Below are 21,182 nucleotides of genomic sequence, written 5' to 3'. Positions count from 1 at the left end.
CCTGTTTACTAATCAACTGCTACTCAAACGTCCATCGTTTTGAGGTGGGGTAGCCCTTACTGAAGACGTGAAGAGGTAACCCGTGCTCCGAAAGTAAGGTTAGTCGAAGGCCGCATGAAGAAGCGTTTAGGTTCGGAAAATGAGGAAACGGACCAGCCCTTAAAAAAAGGCGCCTAAACGGTGAAAACAGCAAACAGTTGATGGATGGACTACGTTAGCCCTGTCAATTCAACGGGCGTGAACAGCGCGTTTGCCGCCCCTGTTTATCCATAAGGAAACATCTTCCATGCGACGATTGAACATTCTGATCTGGCACATTCACGGAGCCTATCTAACTGCCCTTACACAAGCCGAACATAACTGGTATTTGCCGACTAAAGCCGACGGGTCCGAAGGCTACATTGGCCGTGGCCAAGACTCGACCATGCCGGACTATGTGCGGGAAATACCGGCCGGGGCTGTCGGGGACCTTGATATTGACCTGATCATTTGCCAGACACCCCAAAACTATCAGGCTGATCGGTTCGAGATTCTATCGCCCGAGCAGCGAAAACGCCCTACCATCTACCTCGAACACAACACGCCCGAACCACACCCTACCAACTCCCGGCACCCGGCGGCCAACGACCCCGATGTGGTTCTCGTGCACGTGACAGACTACAACCGGTTGATGTGGGATAACGGCCACACACCCACCCGGGTCATTAAACATAGCGTGGCCATTGACCCCACCATTCGGTACCGTGGTGAGAAACGGGAGGGTATTGTGGTGGTGAACGAATTGCACCGCCGGGGCCGAATGGCAGGTTTCGACCTCTTCGATCAGTTTCGGCAGCAGCTCCCCCTGACGGTTGCGGGCATGAAGTCGGCGGAGATTGGCGGTATTGGCGAAATATACTATTCCCGACTGCATCGGACCGTGGCGGAATACCGGTTTCTTTTCAGTCCTATGCGATACAGCAGTCTGCCGCTGGCCGTTATCGAAGCCATGACCATCGGGATGCCCATTGTTGCCGTTGCCACCACCGAACTGCCAACGGTTATTCAGAACGGTGTGCACGGCTTTGTCTCCGCCGATCCCGCCAAACTGGTCGAGGGTATGCAGTTTTTATTGGACAACCCCGACGAGGCCCGCCGGATGGGAAAAAACGCCCGCGAACTGGCCCTGCGGGATTTCGGCATAGCGCGTTTTGTGCAGGATTGGAATGATGTCTTCAGGAGCCTGACATCGGCAGCGTATAGGTGGAAAGAAGTGGCGGGTTAGGACTGAATGACCACCCCCCAACCCCCTCCTAAAACAGGAGGGAGCTTAAAACAAGGGTAGCCCGTTACAAAGCCCTCTCCTGTTTTAGGAGGGGGTTGGGGGGTGGTCATTCAGTCCTAACCCGGGCTCTCCACACTTTTCTTCTGAAGCAGGGGATCCTGCTGGAAAATGAATTCGTGTAACTTATTGGCCCGGTCGCGGTTTTCCCGGGCTTTGCTGAAGAATTTCTCGGCCGAAGCCGCATCGCCCCCCTCAGCCGAAGCCCGGCCCGACTCTTCGAGCAGCATAATGGCTTCTTCGATCGCACGAACCGATTTCCAGAGGTTATCTTCAACCGATTTGTCGACTTCGGCCAGCAGGGCCCCTGCCGTATAGGCGTGTCCGGTATGGCACCGAAACCGAATCAGCTTGCCTTCCCTGAAGCGGACAAGGGCACCACTGCACTCCGGACAGGTCAGTGGAGTGAGATCGCCCATATCTAAAATTCCCATTTCGAATGCGTTAGTTTGGGACGCTATTTTAATCTCGGTTTCAAGCCTCTCTTTCTCATCCGGCGAGAGTTCCGGTGGGGTGGGTGCATCTTCTTCCGTCGTCAAACGGTACAACAGGGCAGCCAGTTCGGTCAGCGGGACAACGTGGTCCACGTCAACATATTCAAGTACGCTGGAGGGCATACTGGGGTATTGGGCATCGTCGGGTTGCTGAACGATACCAAGGCCACCCAGCCGCTTGACCGACCACATGCCCGATGTGCCGTCGTCGAGCAGGCCCGTCAGCACCACGCCGATCACCCGCGAGCCGAACGTGTAGGCCGCCGAACGAAAGAGCGCATCGATTGACGGGCGGAACCGGTTTTCTTTCGGCCCCTTTTTTACCAGCACCCGATCTGACTCGACCAGAATGTGATGATCCGGCGGAGCGATGTAGATGTACCCAGCCTGGATGGGGTCGCCATCCATTGGGTGAACGGCTTTGAGTGGACCTACGTGGTTGAGAATGGCCGGCATCATGCTTGTTGCATAAGGGGCCACATGCTGTACAATAAAAATAGGAGCACTGAAATCAGCCGGTAAAGAAGCAACTAACTCTTTGAGCGCCAGTACGCCACCGGCCGATGCGCCAATCACAACGATATCCCGTTTTATCATTTTCTTGCTCCTTTCAGGCCACTTACTAAACAGTAACCTGTTTTATTAATCTTCCAATATGAGTAAGTTTCGGCTCCTGACTCTACCGGCTCCATCTTCAAACAGATAAAGGAAATAGTTCCTGAGCAAATTATTCAACAACAAAACCACCATTTGGTTTTTTCGAAAACTGAACACAATGTCTGATCAACATCCACCTGATGTAGCCGTTCCCGTTGTCGCTATTGGCGCATCGTCCGGAGGGCTGGAGGCATTTTCTGACCTGTTAACATCCCTTTCGCCAACAACGGGGCTAGCCTATGTGTATATCCAGCACTTTAATTCGGGACCTGAAAATGACCTAACGGCTATTCTGGCCCGGACTACGTCAATGCCCGTGGTGGAGGCCGAACACCTGGTTAAAATAGAGCCTAATCATGTGTATATTATTCCATCTGACAAAAACATGGAAATTGTCGATGGGGTAATTACCCTCATGCCCCGCCGACTTAAAGCAGAGCCCGATTCAGAAACCGCTGACCAGCCCCCCGTACATTTGCCCATCGATCAATTTCTTATTTCGCTGGCGGAGCGTCAGAAAGATGGTGCCGTGGGAATTATTCTGTCGGGTATGGCGCAGGATGGCGTGCTGGGCCTGAAAGCCATTAAAGTAGCTGGCGGTATAACCTTCGCCCAGGATGCGTCGGCCAGGTTTCAGAACATGCCCCAGTCGGCCATTGCAGAGGGCGTCGTCGATATGATTTTGTCGCCCGCCGGAATGGCGGGCGAACTGGAGCGGCTGAGTCAGCAGTCAATTATTTTTCAACGGACGGCACTGGCCGATCTTCAGCGTGCTGCTGATACCGACGCCCTGAGTGACGCGCCCTATGCCGATGATGAAGATTTGCGGGAAATTATTCAGCTTTTGCGCAACATTATTGGCGTTGACTTTGGCCAGTATAAGATGACCACCATCCGTCGGCGAATTATCCGGCGCATGGTTCTCTACAAGCTGGATACCCTGAACGCCTATGCGCAATACCTGCTGCAGAACCCTTCCGAAGTCAGATTGCTTTATAACGACCTGCTGATCAACGTCACCAGTTTTTTTCGGGACGAAGAGACGATGGAGTTTTTGAAAACTACTATTTTTCCTCAGTTGATCAGGCAAAAAAGTGATCACCAGCCTATACGGATCTGGATACCAGGCTGTTCGACAGGACAGGAAGTGTACTCGCTGGCTATGCTCCTGCTGGAAGCGCTCGACGAGTTGAGGACGGTCAGGGATATTCAGATTTTTGCGACTGACCTGAGCGAAATAGCCATTACCAGAGCCCGGCAGGGCACCTATACCCTAAGCGAAGTAACCAATATACCCCCCCGGCGACTGGCACGTTTCTTTACCAAAGGCGAAGGACTGTTCGTGATCAGCAAACTAATTCGGGATATGTGTGTGTTTGCTCCGCACAATATTTTTAAGGATCCGCCATTTTCCCGAATCGATCTGGTGAGTTGCCGTAACCTATTAATTTATCTCAATACAGTACTACAACGGAAAGCGCTTATTACCTTTCACTATGCATTGAATCCGACGGGCTTTCTGCTGCTGGGTAAGTCCGAAACGGTGTCTGCCTCCGTGGCCTTATTTACCCCCGTAGACAAGAACCATAAAGTATTCAGCCGGAAGAACGAGCGATCGGTCAGTGCAACGATCAACCTGCCCCTGGTCGACTGGAAAGATACACAACCCGTAGGCCGTGTATCCGATCCCGTTGCCCAGGAAACCAGGTTTAAAAACCAGACAAACAAAGCCCGTAAAGCCGTGACTGATTTAGATAAAGTAGTTGATCAGGTACTTTTAAGCCACTACGTACCCGCCAGTGTGGTGGTCGATCAGGAACTGGACATCATTCAGTTTCGTGGCGAAACCAGCCTGTTTCTGGAACACACGTCGGGGAAAGCCAGCCTGAACCTGATGAAAATGGCCCGTCCGACGTTGGCGCTGGAGATCCGTACGGCCGTTCATAAATGTCGGAAAACCGGCCAGCGGATTCGCCGGGAAGGGCTTGAGCTAGTCGTAAACGATAAAAAATACCGGGTTGCCCTAGAGGTCATGCCGCTCTCGGACGGAGCCGCCGGGCGACTGTTTTTGATTCTCTTTCAGGATATGGGGCTGGTCAATGCCGGCGATACACTACCGGGCGACGAACACAATGGCCGGGTTCGCCAGTTGGAAGAAGAACTCGTGCTGGTGCGGGAGGAGATGCGGGCGATCATTGAAGAACATGAAGTGGCCAACGAGGAACTTCAGTCGGCCAATGAGGAGATCGTCAGCAGCAATGAAGAGTTGCAGAGCATCAACGAAGAACTGGAAACGAGCAAAGAGGAAATCGAATCCAGCAATGAAGAGCTACAGGCCATTAATCATGAACTACAGCTGCGTAATGATCAGCTCACGGAGGCTTACATGTATGCCGAAGCCATCTTCGCGACCATCCGCGAGGCCACGCTCATCCTCGATAAAGACTTGCGGGTGAAGAGCGCAAACCTGGCTTTCTACCAGACCTTCCGGCTGAGCGAAGCCGAAACGGTTGGGTACCTGATTTATGAAATTGGCAATCGGCAATGGAACATTCCGCGTTTGCGCGAATTACTGGAAGAAGTTATTCAGAAAGATGCGTTCATCCGGGGGTTTGAAGTGAAACATCAGTTTCCCAATGCCGGTGAGAAACTGATGCTGGTACACGCCCGCCGGGTTATTCATCAGCAACGGCAGGAAGCCATTCTCCTGGCTATTGAAGATGTTACAGAACAACGTCAGGTGCAGCAGCTGCTGGAAGAACGACAGGCCTGGTTCCACGATATCATTGACAATGCCCCCGCGCTGATCTGGGTGGCTGGTCCGGATGGCCAGTATAATTTTTTCAACAAAGCCTGGCTCGACTACACGGGTCGCACGCTCGACGGCCAAAAAGGGCAGGTCTGGACCCAGGCCATCCATGCCGAAGACCGCAAAGATTACATTGCCACCTATCTGGCCAGCTTCAATGCCCGTGTCGCCTATCAGGCCGAATACCGGTTGAAGCGTAACGATGGCGAGTACCGCTGGATGATGGAAAATGCCCGCCCTACCTTCGGGGCAGATGGCGCCTTTACCGGTTATATTGGCACTTGTGCCGAAGTGCATACGCAGAAGAGCCTCAATCAGGAACTGGACAACCGGGTGCAGGAGCGTACGCAGGAGCTGACCCAGGCCAATCAGGAACTGGTGCATACGGCCGAGAATTTGCAGGCCGTACTCAACACATCGCCGGCATCGGTTGGGTTATTAAAGGCGGTTAAAACAGAACAGGGTGAGGTCGTCAATTTTAAGGTGATCGTTTGCAACCTCAAATTTGCTCAGATGGTGCATCAGCCCATTCGGCAGGTGACGGGCAAGCTGGCCACTGAACTGGCTCCGGCCTTATGGCAGGAAGAAACACTGGACCAGCTTCGGCAGGTGTACGAAAGCGGAAAGAGTGCCTACCGCGAACAGCATGATTTCCTGGACAGACAGGATCGGTGGCTGGGTATGTCCATTAACCGGCAGGATGATGGGGTCATTTTGACGGGACTCGATATTACGGCCCTCAAACATGCCGAATTGCAGCAGGACCGGTGGTTGCAGGAACTCGCCCGCTCGCAGCAAACCATGCAGGATCTGGAGCAGATGCGCCGGTACGTTCGGGAGCGGGGCGAATTTCTACGGACAACGTCGCACGACCTGCGCGGGAGCTTTGGCGTTATTCAGGGGGCTGCCGCTTTGCTGAACCTGATGGATACCAAAGAAGAACGGGAACAAATGCTGAGTATGCTCAACCGGAATCTGAGCCAGGTAACCGACCTGTTAACCCAGCTTCTGGACTACTCGCGGCTGGAGTCGGGTCAGGAGCAGGTGTTCCACCAGGCGTTCGACGCAGCCGACCTGCTGCGCGAACTGGGTTCCAGCCTGGAGCCGTCAGCGGGCGAAAAAGGCCTGAAACTGCTCATAACGGGCCCTCAATCGCTACCCGTTCAGGGCGATATGGTAAAAGTGCGTCGTATTGCCCAGAATCTGCTCCTGAATGCCATATCCTACACGCCTGCCGGAGAGGTGACCCTGAGCTGGGGAAAAAATGACGAAGCCAACGGCTGGCAGTTTAGTGTGCAGGATACAGGACCGGGATTGCCCGAGCAAAGCCTCCGGCAACTGCGCAATGATGAGGGCGGGACCAGAACGCTGCCCAATCGCCAGTCGAGTACCTTTGGCGCATCGGGTGAGGGTATTGGCCTCTCCATTGTCCGGCAACTCAGCAATTTGCTGCGGGCTACCGTAGAGGTGACGAGTGAGCCGGGGTCTGGGACCCTGATTCAGGTATTTTTTCATTAAGTACGTGTGCCGTCGTAATCAGGTAAACGGTCGATTGGTTAAGGGCTTGATCGGTAATGTCCTTCTGTAAAAAACCAGTCGGCTGAGTACCTGTTTACGAATCAACGACTACTTGAAACCCACCCATCCACTCATTATTTCTCAGCTTACGTATCGGGAGGGCAACTTTTGCCGTATGTATGGAGAGCCAACAAAGCTCATGGCGGCTTCATGCCCTGCCATAACCTTTACGGATGCCCACGCATAGGTTGTTTCCCCACGGGCGGTCCGGCTTGCCAAAACTAGTCCTCAAACCTTGTATCATCCGGATGATAGCCAAACGAGTAGTCTATATTGTGGATGATAGGGCTGACTACCGCTTCCTGCTCCAGCAGATTTTTGACCGGTTCTTACCCGAGTTCCCCGTTCAGTTTTTCGATAGTGGGGAAACCCTGTATCAATACATACAGACTCCTGGGGCTGATTCGGCGAAACCCGGTCTGATTCTTATGGATCTGGATATGCCGGGCATGGGCGGTTTGCAAACACTGACGATGGTAAAACAACAACCCTTCTGGCGTCGGGTGCCTGTTGTGGTCATGAGCAGCGGCCAATCACCTCTGGCAATAAAACAGTGCTATGATATGGAAGCGAATTCATTTTTGTCCAAGCCCGTCAACTTCGAGCAGTTGACCCAGCAGATGAAAGAGATTTGCCCGTATTGGCTGGTGCTGAACGAACTGGCCTGATGGTAACTGGCTGCCTGCTGACAACCACATTGCGAACGGCCGCATAGCCCCTGATCGCGCCTGGATGGATTTTATACCCATGAAGCGAAAAAAAGTACTCTTACAGTGAGGATTCAGCAACGTTTGGGGGCTCCGCATCGTATACTACTCTACAAACAGGATAACGCTTTCGTTAGCCGTAAACATTGTACAACTACTATGCGTGCACTCACTCTATTGGCTGCTCTGCTGACAGCTACATTCACCTATGCTCAGGACAATATCATTCTACGTAATGGCGGAGAAATTCCGGCCAAAGTGCTGGAAGTAACCCCCAGCGATCTCAAGTACCGGAAAGCGGACAATCCCGATGGCCCGGTATATACGGCTCCCATCCGCGATGTACTGATCATTAAGTACGCTAACGGTACCAAAGATTCTTTTGAGTCGGCTGCGACACCCGTGATAGGGCCACGCCAGGCCGGGCCACGCCAGGCTCAGACCGTTACCGTAACCGTTGGGCCGGATGGCGTGAAGAGTCTGAGCAATAGTTCGTCGGGCTTGTCTTCCCTGCGTTACCGGAGCCGTTTTCTCAATCATCATTTCGTGGATGGTACCGGGGAGCGGATCAGTTTGAACGAAACGGAGTCTGTTTTGCAGCTCCAGCCCGACGCGCTCAGGTCGTTTGATCGCGGTCGTTCCTTAAAAACCTGGTCTACGGTAACGGGCATATCGGCGGCTGCGCTCATTGGCGTAGGCGTTGGTGTTGCTGTAGGCGGGCGGTGGGACCGTATGGACGGACGTGGTCGGGGTATCGACGGGCCAAATGGGCCGGGTAATGATCCAACGATGGATGGCCGTTTGGGCGGTCGGGATGACAACCGTCGGGTAGGGGCTGCGCTGGTGGGTGGCGGTGTTGTGCTGGGACTGGCTTCTCTCTGGCTGGAACATCGCGCTACCAAAAATTTCCGGCGAGCCGCCAATCAATACAACCAGCGTCCGGCCACAAGCCTCCATCTGTCACCATCCAGCACAAGCTTAGGGATGGGGCTGGCCTTGAGGTTTTAAATGCCCGTGAATAGTTAATCAGGTAAATGGTGTAGTGGTTAAGTCGTTGATTTGTAACTGTTTGTGCATAAGCTGCCCGTTAACCATTTACCTGATTAACTATTTAGGTTGTAAGTTGTCAAGTAGTAAGTAAGCAGTAGTTGGCTGATAGTCAGCTATTTACCGCTTATGTACTACTTACAACTTAACAACTTACTACTTACTACTTACTACTTACTACTAACCTATCTGGCCAGATACCCGCCATCTACGGGATAATAGGACCCGGTAACGAACGACGCTTTGTCGGACGAGAGCCAGATAACCAGTTCGGCTACTTCTTCCGAACGGCCTAGCCGCCCGATGGGGTGCAGACCGATCAGCATCTGTTTCATGTCGTCAGATAATTGTTTCAGTAAGGGCGTATCGATATAGGCAGGCCCGACAGAATTGATACGAATGCCCTGAGCCGCATACTCGATCGCTGCCGTTTGGGTCAAACCCAGCAACCCATGTTTGGCCGCCACATAACCCGGTGCCATAGCTGTACCCACCTGCCCCAGAATCGACGCCATGTTGACAATGGCGCCCTGGCTATTCTGTTTCAGCATGGCTTCCAGCTCATATTTAAGGCAATAGAAAACGCTGTTCAGGTTGACATTGATGATGTGCTGCCAGCCCTCGATGGAGTAGTCGGCGGTGAGATTCATTTCGCCACCAATGCCCGCGTTGTTGCAGGCTATATCCAACTGGCCAAAGGCCGAAACGGTTTCCTGAACCAGTTGACGACATTGCTCCGGGTCGCTTACGTCGGCTTTGAAAAAGCGTGCGTTTACACCCGAATCCTTCATTTTTTCGGTTACCGACAACCCTAGTGATTCATTGACATCAGACAGCATCACATTGGCTCCATGCTGTCCATACAATTGAGCGACGGCTTCGCCAATCCCCGATGCAGCTCCGGTTACGAGTGCTGTTTTCCCCTGTAAGTCCTTGTCCATATGCTTGGTTATTGAGTACGTCAAAACGGTCAGACGGTGTGGCGGACGGTTTGGTTATTCCGCAGCCAACGCCTGAACGTGACCCGACAAAAGTACCGGCCCATACCAGGTTTCGATATGACAGGGAGCAGGAAGAAAACTGATTTCAGTACATGGGGGAACACCGCTTTTGCCCCAGTCGTCCGGTGAAGTTATCGATTCTCCTGCGCACAATCCAGCGACGAAAACAGGAGGTGACGAAGAAAGGGGAGAATATCGTCTTTACGATTCTGCGAGCCAAAATCGGTGAGAGAGGGCAGATGCTCAGAAAAAAAGTACTGATAATGAGCGGTTTCGATGATGGAGCTGGCCCTTGATCGGGCGTAGGGATAAGTGGGTTGATAGTCGAGGATGATCGACGCGATACGGCCGCACAAATCTTTATAAGGCTTAAATAGCTGCTGCTTATTATCGTCGGTGACATGGTGAGTGAGGTACACTTTGCTCGACTCGCGGATAACGATATGGAAAAGCGCACTGAAGTCAATATCATTCCCGGTTGGTTGGGATACCGGATTTGTGAGATCTTTGGGAAGCAGTAGCTGCAACACCCGTTCCAGCTTTTCGCGTGGGTCGCTCACGTTATTGGTTTGGTAAATGACCTGATATTCCAGCCACTGCCAGTACCAGGCTACCAGGTAAACCAGCAGGCGGTGCTTGTTTTCGAAGTACCGATAGATACTGGCTTCTTTCGTGCCAACCCGATCGGCCAGTTTACGGAAAGTCATGTCTTCGAAACCAAGTTCGTTGATGAGCAGAATACCTTGTCGAACAATGCGCCGACCCAGATCGGAGCTTTCCGGATCTCGGAGAAATAATTTCTCGTTCATCCGTACCAATACCGTATATTCCATTTATTGACTGTAAAAACCACCTGACCGAAAACTACTCCGCAAAGAAACGAACTTTCCGAATTAAAAGTTATGTTTGCAATAGTGATAGTATTACTATCAAAAAATTAAAGCATTTTAATCTATGGCAACAAGCGCCTTTCAACAACCACAGCCTTCGCCAACACAGCGGTTGCTACGGCTATTGAGCAGTGACAAAAAAGATATTGGCTACATCTATCTGTATGCGATCATTACGGGGATTATCAGCCTGTCGCTTCCCCTGGGTATTCAGGCTGTATTTAATCTGGTTTCGGGTGGCCTGGTCTTCAGTTCAGTCTATGTGCTGATTGGCCTGATCATTGTTGGCGTGCTGATTACAGGCTTGCTGATGATCGGGCAGATGACGCTGGTCGAAATTTTACAGCAACGTATTTTTGCAAAAGCTGCGTTTGAGTTTACGTACCGCTTGCCGCATATTCAGCCAAAAGCGCTGGCAGAATACTTTCCACCCGAGTTGATGAATCGCTTTTTCGACGTGCTGACCATTCAGAAAGGGCTGCCCAAAATACTCATCGACCTGACGGCCGCCATTGTGCAGATCGTCTTTGGCATCATTTTGCTGTCGTTCTACCACCCCGTATTTCTGGCCTTTGGGCTGTTCACGGTACTGGTTGTGGTGGGCATCTGCTGGGCGTTTGGCCCCAGCGGATTAAAAACGAGCCTTAATGAATCGAAATATAAGTACAAGGTTGTGGCCTGGCTGGAAGACCTGGCCCGTGATCTGCCAACCGTTCGGAGCCAGGCCGACAGGCTGGAACCCATCGATCGAATGGATGACCTGGTGGCGCATTACCTAACCTACCGCAATGCTCACTTTAGAGTTCTGAAGCGCTTCTTTTATAGCGGCATCGCCTTCAAAACCATCGTGACAGGGGGGCTGCTCATACTCGGAACAACGCTGGTCGTTGGCCGTCAGATGACCCTCGGGCAGTTTGTCGCTTCCGAACTGGTAATCGTACTGATCACCGGGGCCGTTGAGAAACTGATATCCGGTATTGATACGGTTTTTGATATGCTCACGGCAGTTGAGAAAATTGCCAACGTAACCGATCTGCCACTCGAAACCGATACCGCTCATGCTTAATCTATCAAACGAACGGGTTGACGAGGATCTCTTTAATCACTACCCGCTCAAAACATTACGGACCCTGCCACAGCCCGACAGCGGTCGGCGACTGGGGCGCTGGATGATGCTTTTTCTGTTCATTGGCCTGCTGGTCATGTTTTTACCCTGGCAGCAGAACATCAACGGCGAAGGCACCGTAACGGCCCTTAGTCCGCAGGATCGGCCGCAAACGGTGCAAAATGCCATTGCCGGCCAAATTGAACACTGGTCTATTCAGGAAGGCCAGTACGTAAAAAAAGGCGACACGCTGGTGGTCATTTCCGAGATAAAGGACGAATATTTCGACCCCAATCTGCCCGAGCGTCTCGACGAACAGCTGGGTGCCAAGCGAGGGAGTTTTGTGGCCACCGATGCCAAGATAGCCGCGCTGGATGCCCAGAAGAAGGCACTTGAAACGGGGTTGCAGGTCAAACTGGCATCGGCCCGTAACAAGGTTCGCCAGAGTCAGTTTAAGGTCATCAGCGATAGTACCGACCTGATTGCCGTTCAGAAAAATTATCAGATCGCCCTCGACCGGCTGGAGCGATTTGAGCGGGGCTATAAGAACGGGCTTTTCTCACTCACCGACCTCGAATCGCGTCGGCTGAAAGTGCAGGAGGACAACGCCAAAGTCATTGCGCAGGACAATAAACTCAATGTGTCGCGGCAGGAGCTGATCAACGCCCGGCTCGATCTGGGAAATATTCTGGCCGACTATCAGGAAAAGCTGGCCAAGACCCTGTCTGATCGTAGCTCGGCCTTATCGTACCGGGCCGACGCCATAGGCGAAATCTCCAAGCTACAGAATAAAATCAGCAGCGTCGATGTTCGGCGGGGGCGTTATGTAGTGCGGGCTCCGCAGGATGGTTACGTAGTGCGCTCGTTCAAGGCGGGTATTGGCGAAACGATCAAGGAAGGTGAGTCCATTGCCATTCTTCAGCCCGCTAATCCGGCCATTGCCGTGGAGCTTTACGTGCGGGCTATGGATGTTCCGCTCATTCAGCGTGGCCGCAAGGTACGGCTCCAGTTTGATGGCTGGCCAGCCATCCAGTTTGCCGGCTGGCCCAATGTGGCCGTGGGCACCTTTGGGGGTGAAGTGGCTGTTATTGACGCCGTTAGCAGTGTAAATGGTAAGTACCGGCTGTTGGTAAGACCCATCGTACAACAGGAAGACCAGCCGTGGCCGAAGCAGTTACGGGTAGGCTCGGGCGTATATGGCTGGGTTATGCTCGACGATGTACCCGTTTGGTATGAATTATGGCGGCAGTTGAATGGCTTCCCGCCAAGTTTGCAGGAAGAACCCAAAGAGGAAAAGAAAAAATGACGTATAAACAAGTCAGTTTGTGGTCGATACTGTTGGCTGGTATTACCCGATCAGTATTTGCCCAGGCTCCGGCCGATACGGTCACGTTTACCGCGGCTGATTTTTACCAGGCTGTTTTGCAGCACCACCCAGTCGTTCGGCAGGCTACCCTCTTGCCTGCCGAAGCGCAGGAAGAGGTCCGGCAGGCACGGGGCGCGTTCGATCCGAAGTTATTTTCGACCTACGACCGCAAGGAGTTTGGCAAGACGCTCTACTACGATAAGTGGCAGTCGGGTTTGTCGGTGCCGGTGCTGCCAGCGGGTATCGATCTGAAAATGACGTACGACCAGAACATGGGCCAGTACATTAACCCCGAAGATCGTGTGCCTTCGTCTGGGCTGGCGGCTGTGGGCGTGAGTGTGCCCATCGGGCGCGGTCTGGTGATTGATGCCCGGCGTACTGCGCTTCGGCAGGCGCAGCTGGCCGTTACCCTGGCCGATGCCGACCGCCTGAAGCTGATCAACAAAACGCTTTTCGATGCGGCCAAAGCGTACTGGGAGTGGTATCTGGCCCACCAACAGTATAAGCTCATCGATGAGGGCTATCAACTCGCCGATACCCGCTTTGCGGCCGTTCGGGAGCGGGCGTTGCTGGGCGACGCTGCGGCTATTGACACAACCGAAGCGCTCATATCGGCGCAGGACCGGCTGGTCATGCTCCGGCAGGCCGAAGTGGGCCTGCAAAATGCCCGGTTGCGGCTAACCACTTTTTTGTGGACCAGTAGTGAGTCTGGGGGCGTGCCAAAGCCCGTCGATATGCCCGCCACGGTGGCCCCACAGGCCGCATCGCTGGCGTCGGCAGGTGAGGATGTTCTGCAGGGGCTGCTCAACCGGGCGGCCGAGCAGCATCCGGAACTGATGAAGCTAACTACGAAAGGTCAGCAACTCGCCATTGAAGAGCGGTTTCGCCGGTCGTTGCTGCAACCTCAACTGGTGTTGAACGCCAGCTTGTTGAGCCGCACGCCAGACCCGGGCGTGGGCTATGACTGGTCGAGTTATTATTCGTTTCGAACCGACAATCACAAGATTGGTGTTGACTTAACGTTTCCATTGTTTCTGCGGAAGGAGCGGGGCAAGTTGCGGCAGGTGCAGATCAAAGCGAAACAGCTTACCCTGGAGCGTCAGCAAACGTGTCGGGAAATAGCCAATGATGTGCAGGCGGCCTGGAATGACCTGCAGGCCCTGAACCGACAAATAGCGGTGCAGCAGCAAACGGTTGTTAATCAGCGCATACTGCTGCGGGCCGAACAGGCTAAATTCGATATGGGCGAAAGTTCCCTGTTTCTGGTCAACAGCCGCGAAACGAAACTGATCGACCTGCAATTGAAACTGGAAGAACTTAAGGTGAAATACCAGAAAGCGGTGGCGGCTCTGTGGTACGCTGCCGGTACTAACCTAAGTGTATAAACTGTTGGTTCGGGTTAACCGCGTGTGGTAGCCAAGGGCACTTCAGGCAGGTGATCGGCATTGACCGGCGGGAAGCGAACGCTTACCAACGTTCCTTCTCCCTGTACGCTATGGATCGTCAACAGCCCTTTATTGAGGGTAACGAACTCCCGGCAGATAGCCAGCCCCAGACCGGTACCTTTTTCTCCGGCTGTTCCCCGGCTCGATCGTTTCTCATCATTGGGCTGGGTTGGGCTCCCGGGGGCCATCCCAATACCCGAATCTTGTATAATCAGGGTACTGAAGTTATCAACCAGACCCGTAGATACCGAAATACGGCCACCCGCAGGCGTAAACTTAATGGCATTGTGAAGCAGGTTGCGGATCACAATCTGAATTTGATGCTCATCGACGCTGACCATGGCTGGCGTATAGTGCGTGGAAAGCGTCAACTGTTTGGCCTGACATTCATCCCGTAATAATCGGTCTACCATCTCAGTCTGTTCGGCCAGATCCGTTTCAGTCGGGTAGGCCCGCAGACTATTTCGCTGAAGCATGGACCAGTGCAGAAGATTATCCAGGGTTAAATACACGCTGTCTACCAACTGCCCCAACTGGTTCGTGCGTTGGATGAAATCGGCAGAGGAGATGTAACCATCCTGAACGCCCATAAGCTGGGATTTTAAACCGGCAATGGGGCTGCGCAGGTCGTGACCGATAACACCAAAAAGCTTGTCTTTTACCAAGTTCAGTTCATGCAACTTCTGATTGGCCTGTTGTAACTCGCTGTTTTGATGTTGTATAATGTTATGAATAGTGACCGCCGATTCTCTGAAAACATAACCGAAATAGAACACTACGCCAAATATACTACCGCCAGAAACCAGCTGTCCTATCTCTAACAGGAGTTGCAGATAGTGAAAGACCAGCAGTCTGGCTGCCAGATAATTAATGGCTAAAAAAATGACAGCTATAAGGGCCGCTTTGCTTTCTATCAAAACAATACAGAAAATGCCTATCATTATATAATTAAGCTCCAGATGCACATCCACATGCGCTATTAGCCGGATATAAAAGATGACATTGCTGAAGATATAGACTGTACTGACGAAATACCAGGAGGCTAGCTGAATTTTATGCCGATAAACAAACCAAAGCGTTGGAATTATCGAGATAAGGTACGTTAATGTACCGAATACTCGGTCGCCTTTATGAGAGAGAATGTTGATCGCCATTATGATCAAGACGACCAGGAGACTAAACCAGCAGGTATTGAGTAGGGTCACGAACCGGAGCCGGTCAAAGGTCGATAACCCATTAAGACGATAATGATAATATAATTTTTTCCTGAGCTTTAGCCAGTTCATGGATCTTTTCAAAAATGGATAGCTACATGCCTGCCTGTACCCGTTTGGCTCATCGCCCGGAAACAATTTGTCCCATATAGGAGCTACTACAGACATGGTGTGTTCAGTTCAGGTGGGTGGGTGATGGGAAAGACTGTCCCGGAAGAGTCAGATTAAACTCAATCCTGACGGTTGTACCCCGGCCGGGTTCACTCTGTATACTGAAATCGCCCTGATTGAGTCGTATAAATTCGCGGCAGATTTCCAGCCCAAGCCCCGAGCTGTTTTCACTGACGGTGGTCTGTTCCAGCAGCGAACCTCTCACCTGCTGTAGTTTGTTGACCGACATACCGATGCCGGAATCGACAATCTGCAGTACGCCCCGACCACGCTGCTGACCAGTTTGGATAGAAATGCTACCTCCAGTCGGAGTGAACTTGATGGCGTTATGAAGCAGGTTGCGAACTACGATCTGAAGCTGATACTCATCGGCAGTAATGAGGGCGGGTTCGTGTCGGGTAGTTATCTGAAGCTGCTTCTGCTGAATCTGGCTACTGAATAGATCAAGCACTGGTTCGGCCAGAATGTTCAGATGGAAACTGGTGGGCAATATCCGGAGGCCGCCCCGCTGGAGGAGAGACCAGTTCAGCAAATTGTCGGTTGTATTATATAAACCATCGGCCAGATGTTGAACGCTGGTCAGGCGGGTGTTGCCGGTGGTTAAGGCGGGGGAGGTACGAACCAGATTGGCGAGTTGAATTTTCAGGGCAGCCAGTGGGCTGCGCAGGTCATGGCCAATAACACCGAAAAGCTTATCTTTTAATCTGTTTATCTCCAGCAACTGATTGGCTTTCTCTTCAATGTCGGCTTTTTGCACAGCCAGCAGGCGGCCCGTGCGTTTTTCACGCCGGAAAACAATATATAAGCTTACTACAACCAAGATGAGCAGCAGGGCGAAAACCGTCAGGAAGAGCTGTCGTTGTTGCTGGGCGTCTAATTCTTTCTGGTTTTGCTTCAGGGTTAATCTGCGCAGCGCGGCATCTTTCTGAAGAAGCTCAATGGTTTGCTGTTTTTGGGTGACCTGATACTGTGCCTCAACCTGGGCCACGGCTTTGGCTTTCTCCGCCGTAAACAGACTATCGTTAATGGCGTTTAACTGCCGTAAATGAGCCAGGGCGGCCGGGTATCGTTTCTGGCTTTCTTCTAGCCTAATGAGCGTACTCAGAGTCGATTGGATCTGTTTAAGATATCCTTTGCCGAGGGCCAGTTGATAAGCCTTTTGGCCGTAAACCAATGCCGTATCCGATTTTCCCAGTTGCTGATAAGCTAACGCATAAATCTCGTAGGTATCTGAAACCGGATAGGGAATAAGCTTTTTGCGAAACGACTCATTCAAATACCGAATGGTCTCTACGGATCGCTTCTGTTTTATCAGATTATTGCCCAGTCGTATAACTGCTTCATTTATTTGTAGCTCGTCGTGTTGGGCAATGAAGTAGGCAAGTGATCGGGTTAGGCATTTTTGTGCCAGGGCGTATTGTCCAGTTTTATCATAAATGATGGCCAGCACGTCGTCGCCTGTAGTATTTAACGCTTGATTTTGCGGGTGTCTGGCGACTACCTGTTTGCTCAATTGATCCAGCCTTCGGGCATAGGCCAGCGCTTTTGGGAGTTCGTTTAGGTCTATGCTGGCAAGCGTTAATAGCTGTAATGAATAACACGTGAAAATGCTATCCCGGAGTTCTTCAGCTACGTTAAGAGAGGCTATAGAAGTTTGAATGACCTTTTGATACATTCCCTGGTCGCCATAAACGCTGGCCAGGTGGTTTAATAATTTCCACCGGAGCGGGGTGGCTTTGTTTTTCGAGATGAGCTGTAAGCCCGTCAGATAGGATGCCTGGGCTTTGGCGTATTGGGATTTTCGCTTGTAATAATACCCTAGATTCTTATGCAGCTCACTTTCAGCAATTGGTAGCCGGTACCGTCTGGCTAAAGAAAGTCCCTGCCAGGCCATCTTATAGGCACTATCCAATGGAGTTTCGAGCCGGCTATAGAGACTGGACAGTTGAATATACAGTCGTATTCGGACAGTGTCATGCCTTGCCTGCGCCAGTTGATGGCGAAGTTCCGGAATAATGGCGTTCTGGCCATAGGTGTACTGGAACAGCAGGATCAGGAAAAGCGCAAGGACCTGTTTCATCTGGAAAACACAATAAAAAGGGCTGCGGATTATTTTTCACTAATACCCAGAGCTTTCATAAAGTCATGAACGACAGGCTGATAGGTAACGCCAATAGGAAGTTTGGTCGTTTTTATCCAGAGTTGTTTGGCTTCCAGTCGCTTAAGGTGAGCCACATTGACGATGTATGATTTGTGGATGCGCAGGAATCGGTTGGGCGGCAGTTCCTGAGCCAGCACAGAAATACGCTTGTTTACGGCAAAGGTGCCATCGAACGTATGTAATTTCGAGTAGATACCATACGCTTCAATATGCAAAATGTCGTTAAAGGCAAACCGCTCCAGACGCCGGCCCGATTTGAAATAAATCTCGTCTTTCTCCAGATTCGCCGTTGGGATGATGTCAACAACCGGCGCCGACTGAGTGCGCTTCAACACACGGGTCAGTCCGCGTAAAAATCGGTTGAAGTCGTAAGGTTTGGGTAAAAAGTCAATAATATCCAGATCAAAGCAGTCGATAGCCCGTTCGCTGTAGGTAGACGTGACCAGAATGGCCGGCGGGTTCTGTATAGCCCGTAGTAAATCCAGTCCCGTCATATCGGGCAGCGACAGATCCAGAAATAGAACATCAACAGGTTTAGTCCCTAAAATATGAAGGGCATCGACGCCAAAGGTGCAGACCATCGGAGGGGCCAGAAAGTTCACCTGGGCAATGTATTGACTTAACTGTTCGACGAAAATGGGCTCATCTTCAACAATCAGCGTGTTATAGATATGTTTATGGTTATTCACAGTACTCATACAAGTTAGTTCCGGTAGGTATTCAGGGAGTTACAATAATCATGTCAATTTAATAATAAATAATTGGGAAATTACTTCAATAAGCTTATGATAAGTATATATTAATATAAAAAATATATAGTATTAATGTTATAAAAGGCTTCATACAGGTCAATTAACTGTACAATTCGCTTGCTAGGCAGATCAATTATTTCATTCGAGTATATATACAGTTCATACGAGCATCATAAGGCTGAATTTAGGTTGAGCATATGCTATAAATGATTTAAATAAATCTACAGGGCCAATTTGGCAAACGAATCGCTATAGACATGGAGAGTTAACTGAAATACTGAAAAGCAGATCAGCTCAGGTAAATACGTAAAACCACAATCATCAGCAGAATCCTGGAAGGACTTTACTGCCAGCCGGAGACATAATGGCGCGTGCGCTTACCTGACAACGACTGGCAAAACCAATAGTGCGTGTTCTGGGCAATTGGCCAAGTAATCACTACTCAAAGACAATCGTTTTCGGGTGATGACGATTTGCGTATATGCCTGTGCGTTAGGAAATGTCAGGCTGGCTGAAGAGAAATATCGGACGATATAATAGCCTGCCGTAACGCATTCATTTTTAATAGACCTGTACGTACCCATTGCGCCCTGAAGGCTGATTGGGTTTTGCTGTATCACACCAACTTAACCAACCTGTATGAATGAAAATCTCTACGTTCAGTTCATATGCTAGTCTACTGACAACCCTAAGCCAGGTCATTGTCTGGCTTGGTTTAATCGTCGTCTTTCTGTTGCCAGCGATAGCCATCTGTCTGGCTGCCCGTGTTTCTGCGCGGGTAAGAAAAGGTACGTTAATTACGCTCGACTCCATAACGCCATTTCAGGCAAATAGCCCTTGGCCGGGCAACCACCTACCGAATACATTTAGATCGTAACAGGAATGGATCATTTTACTTTCATTACATACAGCAAGCTACAGGTACGGTCCGTTTTCCGTACCCTTTCTGCGTTGTTGAGTGCGTCAGTCGGGCTCATGATAAAGCCTGTTTCTGTTCGTCTACTCCTGTTCATGTTCCTGCTGTCGGGAATGCTCTTGCCTGCGATGGCCCGACCAAAAAGAGGTACGTTGGCTCCCGTACGAAGCTATACGGAAGTGGCAGGCCCCGGTAAGGACAAACAAACCCGCTTGGCCTCTTCAATGGCATCGGCACCCAACGCGTTGAATGCCAATGCGCTGGCTTTGGATACGGATGGCGATGGTATTGATAATAGCATCGACCTCGACGATGACAACGACGGCATTCCGGACTCAGCCGAGAACTCTTGTAATCAACTGGTAAATCTTGATTTCACCAATGGTTCTACGGGTTGGAGCCAAAGTTATGGTACGTCGCCTTTCTCGGGAGGAATCACCTACACAGGCGGGCAGCTGGTGGTGAATGTTGACAACAACGGTAACCTGTTTCCCAACAATGTTCTGCTGGCCAACAGCAGCTTCCTGACCTATACGGCAGGGCGTCAGTACACCTTCAAGGTCGACAGTAAGGTTTCCCTGGTAATTAATAACTCAAGTTTTGCCTTTGTGCTGCTTGATGCGGGGGGCAACATTGTCAAAACTATAGAAACCTATAAGACCAGGACGAGTGGGTCTGCTAACTTCATTGTAACGGAGACCATGACAACCTACAGTACTGACTTTTCTGTTCCGGCCACCGGTTCGTACAGAATAGGCATGACCTGGGTGGGCAGTGGCGCAAGCGATAACGACGATGTCACATTCGACAACATCACAGTAGCCTTCTGCGATACGGATAACGATGGTATTCCCGATAGCCTCGACCTGGATTCAGATGGCGACGGTTGTCCGGATGCCATAGAAGGGGGGGGCACCTTTACCACGGCGAATATTACCCCCGCCGGTGCCTTGACGGGTACGGTCTCCTCGGCTGTAGCAACTTATGGCATACCCACCATTGCGGGCGCGGGACAGACCATTGGGTACAGCCAAAATAGTAATACCAATGCCTGTTTAGATACCGACAATGATGGCATTGGTAATCCGGATGACCTCGACGATGACAACGACGGCATTCCAGATACAGCTGAAAATACGTGTAGTTTACTGGTAAATCTTGATTTCACCAATGGTTCTACGGGTTGGAGCCAAAGTTATGGTACGTCGCCCTTCTCGGGAGGAATCACCTACACAGGCGGGCAGCTGGTGGTGAATGTTGACAACAACGGTAACCTGTTTCCCAACAATGTTCTGCTGGCCAACAGCAGCTTCCTGACCTATACGGCAGGGCGTCAGTACACCTTCAAGGTCGACAGTAAGGTTTCCCTGGTGATCAAAAACTCAAGTTTTGCCTTTGTGCTGCTTGACGCGGGAGGCAACATTGTCAAAACTATAGAAACCTATAAGACCAGGACGAGTGGGTCTGCTAACTTCATTGTAACAGAAACCATGACAACCTACAGTACTGACTTTTCTGTTCCGGCCACCGGTTCGTACAGAATAGGCA

General features: G+C 51.2%; 15 protein-coding genes. 9 read left to right on the top strand and 6 right to left on the bottom strand.

Going from position 1 to position 21,182, the window contains the following annotated elements:
* The first annotated feature begins 286 nt into the window (after positions 1-286).
* Positions 287-1,264 (top strand): glycosyltransferase, encoded by a 978-nt coding sequence (locus ACYVK4_RS06505; RefSeq protein ID WP_461126682.1) that lies wholly within the window; start codon positions 287-289, stop codon positions 1,262-1,264.
* A gap of 116 nt (positions 1,265-1,380) precedes the next feature.
* Here ACYVK4_RS06505 and ACYVK4_RS06500 read toward each other — a convergent pair whose 3' ends face one another.
* Positions 1,381-2,412: a chemotaxis protein CheB gene (locus ACYVK4_RS06500; RefSeq protein WP_461126681.1), complete on the bottom strand. Its 1,032-nt coding sequence runs from the start codon at positions 2,410-2,412 to the stop codon at positions 1,381-1,383.
* A gap of 178 nt (positions 2,413-2,590) precedes the next feature.
* Here ACYVK4_RS06500 and ACYVK4_RS06495 point away from each other — a divergent pair, with 178 nt between their 5' ends.
* The 3 genes from ACYVK4_RS06495 to ACYVK4_RS06485 all read left to right on the top strand — a co-directional run bounded on the left by ACYVK4_RS06495 (position 2,591) and on the right by ACYVK4_RS06485 (position 8,574).
* A complete protein-coding gene (locus ACYVK4_RS06495; protein WP_461126680.1) occupies positions 2,591-6,799 on the top strand; it encodes a CheR family methyltransferase in 4,209 nt (1,402 codons plus the stop codon).
* Between the two features lie 308 nt (positions 6,800-7,107).
* Positions 7,108-7,527 carry a response regulator gene (locus ACYVK4_RS06490; protein WP_461126679.1) on the top strand — a complete coding sequence of 140 codons (420 nt, stop codon included), beginning with the start codon at positions 7,108-7,110 and terminating at the stop codon, positions 7,525-7,527.
* A 198-nt stretch (positions 7,528-7,725) separates the two neighbouring features.
* Positions 7,726-8,574, top strand: coding sequence for a hypothetical protein (locus ACYVK4_RS06485; protein WP_461126678.1), 849 nt, complete (start codon positions 7,726-7,728; stop codon positions 8,572-8,574).
* A 224-nt stretch (positions 8,575-8,798) separates the two neighbouring features.
* Here ACYVK4_RS06485 and ACYVK4_RS06480 read toward each other — a convergent pair whose 3' ends face one another.
* Together ACYVK4_RS06480 and ACYVK4_RS06475 are read right to left on the bottom strand one after the other, a co-directional pair.
* On the bottom strand, positions 8,799-9,554 hold the full coding sequence (locus ACYVK4_RS06480) for an SDR family NAD(P)-dependent oxidoreductase (RefSeq protein ID WP_461126677.1): 756 nt from the start codon (positions 9,552-9,554) through the stop codon (positions 8,799-8,801).
* 191 nt (positions 9,555-9,745) lie between these two features.
* Positions 9,746-10,447: a TetR/AcrR family transcriptional regulator gene (locus ACYVK4_RS06475; protein ID WP_461126676.1), complete on the bottom strand. Its 702-nt coding sequence runs from the start codon at positions 10,445-10,447 to the stop codon at positions 9,746-9,748.
* Positions 10,448-10,568: 121 nt separating this feature from the next.
* Here ACYVK4_RS06475 and ACYVK4_RS06470 point away from each other — a divergent pair, with 121 nt between their 5' ends.
* From ACYVK4_RS06470 to ACYVK4_RS06460, 3 genes are read left to right on the top strand one after another with little or no spacing between them, the layout of a single operon-like run.
* The gene (locus ACYVK4_RS06470; protein WP_461126675.1) at positions 10,569-11,570 is read left to right on the top strand and encodes an ABC transporter transmembrane domain-containing protein; all 1,002 of its coding nucleotides are present in this window, start codon (positions 10,569-10,571) and stop codon (positions 11,568-11,570) included.
* The gene (locus ACYVK4_RS06465; protein ID WP_461126674.1) at positions 11,563-12,915 is read left to right on the top strand and encodes an HlyD family secretion protein; all 1,353 of its coding nucleotides are present in this window, start codon (positions 11,563-11,565) and stop codon (positions 12,913-12,915) included. Before ACYVK4_RS06470 ends, ACYVK4_RS06465 begins: the two co-directional genes overlap by 8 nt.
* A complete protein-coding gene (locus ACYVK4_RS06460) occupies positions 12,912-14,360 on the top strand; it encodes a TolC family protein (RefSeq protein WP_461126673.1) in 1,449 nt (482 codons plus the stop codon). The genes ACYVK4_RS06465 and ACYVK4_RS06460 overlap by 4 nt, the downstream gene beginning before the upstream one ends.
* A 14-nt stretch (positions 14,361-14,374) precedes the next feature.
* On the opposite strand, the gene ACYVK4_RS06455 is transcribed toward ACYVK4_RS06460, so the two are convergent.
* The 3 genes from ACYVK4_RS06455 to ACYVK4_RS06445 form a co-directional block, all read right to left on the bottom strand.
* Positions 14,375-15,706 carry a sensor histidine kinase gene (locus tag ACYVK4_RS06455; protein WP_461126672.1) on the bottom strand — a complete coding sequence of 444 codons (1,332 nt, stop codon included), beginning with the start codon at positions 15,704-15,706 and terminating at the stop codon, positions 14,375-14,377.
* A 103-nt stretch (positions 15,707-15,809) separates the two neighbouring features.
* Positions 15,810-17,885: an ATP-binding protein gene (locus ACYVK4_RS06450; RefSeq protein WP_461126671.1), complete on the bottom strand. Its 2,076-nt coding sequence runs from the start codon at positions 17,883-17,885 to the stop codon at positions 15,810-15,812.
* A gap of 29 nt (positions 17,886-17,914) precedes the next feature.
* The gene (locus ACYVK4_RS06445) at positions 17,915-18,655 is read right to left on the bottom strand and encodes a LytR/AlgR family response regulator transcription factor (protein WP_461126670.1); all 741 of its coding nucleotides are present in this window, start codon (positions 18,653-18,655) and stop codon (positions 17,915-17,917) included.
* A gap of 706 nt (positions 18,656-19,361) precedes the next feature.
* Here ACYVK4_RS06445 and ACYVK4_RS06440 point away from each other — a divergent pair.
* Together ACYVK4_RS06440 and ACYVK4_RS06435 are read left to right on the top strand one after the other, a co-directional pair.
* The gene (locus tag ACYVK4_RS06440; RefSeq protein ID WP_461126669.1) at positions 19,362-19,595 is read left to right on the top strand and encodes a hypothetical protein; all 234 of its coding nucleotides are present in this window, start codon (positions 19,362-19,364) and stop codon (positions 19,593-19,595) included.
* A gap of 5 nt (positions 19,596-19,600) precedes the next feature.
* The coding region (locus ACYVK4_RS06435) for a thrombospondin type 3 repeat-containing protein (RefSeq protein ID WP_461126668.1) at positions 19,601-21,182 on the top strand (1,582 nt) is incomplete at its 3' end.

It is taken from the genome of Spirosoma aerophilum, assembly GCF_054782495.1.
This window is presented reverse-complemented; position numbering and strand designations above follow the sequence as displayed.

Excerpts from the sequence above, each read along its gene's own strand:
- ACYVK4_RS06480 (WP_461126677.1), bottom strand. The coding sequence starts at position 9,554 with ATGGACAAGGACTTACAGGGGAAAACAGCACTCGTAACCGGAGCTGCA.
- ACYVK4_RS06470 (WP_461126675.1), top strand. The coding sequence starts at position 10,569 with ATGGCAACAAGCGCCTTTCAACAACCACAGCCTTCGCCAACACAGCGG.
- ACYVK4_RS06460 (WP_461126673.1), top strand. The coding sequence starts at position 12,912 with ATGACGTATAAACAAGTCAGTTTGTGGTCGATACTGTTGGCTGGTATT.
- ACYVK4_RS06450 (WP_461126671.1), bottom strand. The coding sequence starts at position 17,885 with ATGAAACAGGTCCTTGCGCTTTTCCTGATCCTGCTGTTCCAGTACACC.
- ACYVK4_RS06475 (WP_461126676.1), bottom strand. The coding sequence starts at position 10,447 with ATGGAATATACGGTATTGGTACGGATGAACGAGAAATTATTTCTCCGA.
- ACYVK4_RS06500 (WP_461126681.1), bottom strand. The coding sequence starts at position 2,412 with ATGATAAAACGGGATATCGTTGTGATTGGCGCATCGGCCGGTGGCGTA.
- ACYVK4_RS06455 (WP_461126672.1), bottom strand. The coding sequence starts at position 15,706 with ATGAACTGGCTAAAGCTCAGGAAAAAATTATATTATCATTATCGTCTT.
- ACYVK4_RS06505 (WP_461126682.1), top strand. The coding sequence starts at position 287 with ATGCGACGATTGAACATTCTGATCTGGCACATTCACGGAGCCTATCTA.
- ACYVK4_RS06485 (WP_461126678.1), top strand. The coding sequence starts at position 7,726 with ATGCGTGCACTCACTCTATTGGCTGCTCTGCTGACAGCTACATTCACC.
- ACYVK4_RS06495 (WP_461126680.1), top strand. The coding sequence starts at position 2,591 with ATGTCTGATCAACATCCACCTGATGTAGCCGTTCCCGTTGTCGCTATT.
- ACYVK4_RS06440 (WP_461126669.1), top strand. The coding sequence starts at position 19,362 with ATGAAAATCTCTACGTTCAGTTCATATGCTAGTCTACTGACAACCCTA.
- ACYVK4_RS06490 (WP_461126679.1), top strand. The coding sequence starts at position 7,108 with ATGATAGCCAAACGAGTAGTCTATATTGTGGATGATAGGGCTGACTAC.
- ACYVK4_RS06465 (WP_461126674.1), top strand. The coding sequence starts at position 11,563 with ATGCTTAATCTATCAAACGAACGGGTTGACGAGGATCTCTTTAATCAC.